Annotated in this window: 2 protein-coding genes; both read left to right on the forward strand. The window is 70.8% G+C overall.

Translation table 11 applies throughout. The annotated features are described in order from the left end of the window. Window positions 1-55 precede the first annotated feature (55 nt). Window positions 56-1,210 carry a glutamine-hydrolyzing carbamoyl-phosphate synthase small subunit gene (gene carA, locus HKK72_RS37260; RefSeq protein ID WP_187239098.1) on the forward strand — a complete coding sequence of 385 codons (1,155 nt, stop codon included), beginning with the start codon at window positions 56-58 and terminating at the stop codon, window positions 1,208-1,210. Continuing rightward, on the forward strand, window positions 1,210-3,795 hold a 2,586-nt coding region (gene carB / locus HKK72_RS37265; RefSeq protein ID WP_187239099.1), incomplete at its 3' end, for a carbamoyl-phosphate synthase large subunit. The genes carA and carB, both read left to right, overlap by 1 nt.

A 3,795-nucleotide genomic window follows, 5' to 3' on the forward strand; every position in this document is an offset into this window, starting at 1 on the left:
CCCGGTCGGCGCGGGCGTGCGGCACGGCGATCGCCCATGAACAGAGAGTGAACCGATGTTCGATCCACAGGACAGGCCCGCGCTCCTGGTGCTGGAAGACGGCCGGATCTTCCACGGCCGCGGGTACGGCGCCGAGGGCGAGACCTTCGGCGAGATGGTGTTCAACACCGGCATGACCGGCTACCAGGAGACCCTGACCGACCCCTCCTACCGCGGTCAGATCGTCGCGATGACGGCGCCGCACATCGGCAACACCGGCGTCAACGACGAGGACCCCGAGTCCGATCGGATCCAGGTCTCCGGATACGTCGTCCGCGAGCCCGCGCGCGTCGTCTCGAACTGGCGGGCCCGCCGCTCGCTCGAGGAGGAACTGCGGGCGTACGGCGTCGTCGGCGTCGCGATGCCCGGCACCCGGGCGCTCACCCGGCACCTGCGGGAGCGGGGCGCCATGCGCGGCGCGATCTTCAGCGGCCGCGAGGCGGCCTCGGCGGATCTCGAGACGATGGTGGCCAGGGTCCTGCAGAGCCCCTCGATGGAGGGCGCCGACCTGGCCCGCGGCGTCGGCACGACCGAGCCGTACGTCGTCCCGTCCGTGGGCCCGGCCCGGTTCAGGGTCGCCGCCGTGGACCTCGGGATCAAGACGATGACCCCGCACCGCATGGCCGAACGCGGCTGCGAGGTGCACGTGGTGCCGGCCACGAGCACCGCCGAGGACATCCTCGGGCTCGACCCCGACGGGGTCTTCTTCAGCAACGGCCCGGGCGACCCGGCCACGGCCGGCTACGCGGTCGACGCGATGCGCGGCGTCCTCGGCTCCGGCGTCCCGGTGTTCGGAATCTGTTTCGGTAACCAGATCCTCGGCCGCGCGCTGGGCCTCGGCACGTACAAGCTGCGGTTCGGGCACCGCGGGGTGAACCAGCCGGTCAGGGACCGTGCCACGGGACAGGTGCACATCACCAGCCACAACCACGGGTTCGCGGTCGAGGCGCCGCTGGACGCCCCGTTCCACACCCCGTACGGGCCCGCCGAGGTGAGCCACATATGCCTCAACGACGGCGTCGTCGAGGGCCTCCGGATGCTGGACCATCCGGCGTTCGGCGTCCAGTACCACCCCGAGGCGGCACCGGGCCCGCATGACGCGACCGGTCTGTTCGACCGGTTCCGCGAGCTCATGGAGCGGCCCGGCGCGACGACGAGCAGGAGAGCCTGATGCCCCGCCGTGAAGATCTGAAGTCCGTCCTGGTGATCGGATCCGGGCCGATCGTCATAGGCCAGGCCTGCGAGTTCGACTACTCCGGCACCCAGGCGTGCCGCGTGCTCAAGGCCGAGGGCCTGCGGGTCTCGCTGGTCAACAGCAACCCGGCGACGATCATGACCGACCCGGAGTTCGCCGACGCCACCTATGTCGAACCCATCACCCCCGAGGTCGTCGAGAAGGTCATCGCCAAGGAACGGCCGGACGCCCTGCTGGCCACGCTCGGCGGCCAGACCGCCCTCAACACCGCGATGGCGCTGCACGAGGCCGGCGTCCTGGAGAAGTACGGCGTCGAGCTGATCGGCGCCGACGTCGACGCCATCGAGGCGGGGGAGAACCGCGAGCGGTTCAAGGCGATCGTCGAGCAGCTCGACGACCGCCTGGAGGCCGAGGTGGCGCGGTCGGTCGTCTGCCACACCATGGAGGACTGCCTGGCGGCGGCCGGGACGCTCGGCTACCCGATGGTGGTGCGCCCGTCGTTCACGATGGGCGGCGCCGGATCGGGCCTGGCCTACACCGAGACCGACCTGCGCCGCATCGCCGGTGCCGGGCTCGCCGCGAGCCCGACCGGCGAGGTGCTCCTCGAGGAGTCGGTCCTCGGCTGGAAGGAGTACGAGCTCGAGCTGATGCGCGACCGGCACGACAACGTGGTGGTCATCTGCTCGATCGAGAACGTCGACCCCATGGGCGTGCACACCGGCGACTCGATCACCGTCGCGCCGGCGATGACCCTCACAGACCGCGAGTACCAGCGGATGCGCGACGTCGCCATCGCCGTGATCCGCGCGGTCGGCGTCGACACCGGCGGCTGCAACATCCAGTTCGCGATCCAACCGGACACCGGCCGGCTCATCGTCATCGAGATGAACCCGCGGGTGAGCCGGTCGTCGGCGCTGGCGTCCAAGGCCACCGGCTTCCCCATCGCCAAGATCGCCGCGAGGCTGGCGATCGGCTACTCGCTCGACGAGATCTCCAACGACATCACCCGCGAGACCCCGGCCAGCTTCGAGCCGAGCCTGGACTACGTCGTGGTGAAGGTCCCGAGGTTCGCCTTCGAGAAGTTCCCCGGCGCCGACGGCACCCTCACGACGCACATGAAGTCGGTGGGCGAGGCGATGGCGATCGGCAGGTCGTTCCCCGAAGCCCTCCAGAAGGCCCTCAGATCGCTGGAGCAGCCCTCTGCGCCGTTCTCCTGGGCCGCGCCCGCCCTGGACCGGCAGGAGCTCGTAGAACGCAGCCGCAGGCCGCACGACGGCCGTCTGCGCGCGGTGCAGGAGGCGCTGCGCGCCGGCGCCACCGTCGGAGAACTCTACGAGGCCACCGGCATCGACCCGTGGTTCCTCGACCAGATCGCCGCGATCAACCAGGTCGCCGAGGACGTGCGGTCCCGCAGTGACGCGCTCACCAGGGAGATGCTGGAGCACGCCAAGCGGTACGGCTTCTCGGACGTGCAGATCGGCGCTCTGCGGGGGCTCTCCGAGGATGTCGTGCGCGAGGTCCGGCACGCCCTCGGCGTCCGGCCCGTCTACCAGACGGTCGACACCTGCGCGGCCGAGTTCGCGGCGCAGACCCCCTACCTCTACTCCACCTACGACGAGGAGACCGAGGTCCCGTCCGGTGACCGGCCCAAGGTGATCATCCTGGGCAGCGGGCCGAACCGGATCGGCCAGGGCGTGGAGTTCGACTACAGCTGCGTGCACGCCTCCTTCACGCTGGCGGAGGCCGGTTACGAGACCGTCATGGTCAACTGCAACCCCGAGACGGTGTCGACCGACTACGACACCTCCGACCGTCTCTACTTCGAACCGCTGACGCTCGAGGACGTGCTCGAGGTCGTGCACGCGGAGCAGCGGACGGGCACGGTCGTCGGGGTGATCGTGCAGCTCGGCGGGCAGACCCCCCTCGGCCTGGCGCGCAAGCTCAAGGCGGCCGGGGTCGCCATCGTCGGCACGTCGCCGGAGAGCATCCACCTCGCCGAGGAGCGCGGAGCCTTCGGCCGGGTCCTCGCCCGCGCCGGCCTGACCGCGCCGAAGCACGGCACGGCCACGTCCTACGAGGAGGCCCGCGCGCTCGCGGCCGAGATCGGCTACCCGGTCCTGGTCCGCCCGTCGTACGTCCTCGGCGGACGCGGCATGGAGATCGTGTACGACGACGCGACGCTCGAGTCGTACCTGGAGAAGCACAGCGCCCTGCTCGCCGAGCACCCCGTGCTCGTCGACCGGTTCCTCGACGAGGCGATCGAGATCGACGTCGACGCGCTCTACGACGGTGAGGAGCTGTACCTCGGCGGGGTGATGGAGCACATCGAGGAGGCCGGCATCCACTCCGGCGACTCGGCGTGCGCGCTCCCGCCCATCACGCTAGGCCGCGAGACGGTCGACCGGATCCGGGAGTCGACCGAGGCCCTCGCGCGGGAGATCGGCGTGCGCGGGCTCATCAACGTGCAGTACGCGCTGTCGGCGGGGGTCCTCTACGTCCTGGAGGCCAACCCCCGTGCCTCCCGTACGATCCCGTTCGTGTCCAAGGCGACGGCGGTGCCG

Origin of the sequence: Actinomadura sp. HBU206391 (assembly GCF_014323665.1) — a bacterium.
GTDB lineage: Bacteria > Actinomycetota > Actinomycetes > Streptosporangiales > Streptosporangiaceae > Actinomadura_C.

Bases quoted from the DNA above. Each gene is read 5' to 3' on its own strand.
- carA (WP_187239098.1), top strand. From the start codon at position 56: ATGTTCGATCCACAGGACAGGCCCGCGCTCCTGGTGCTGGAAGACGGC.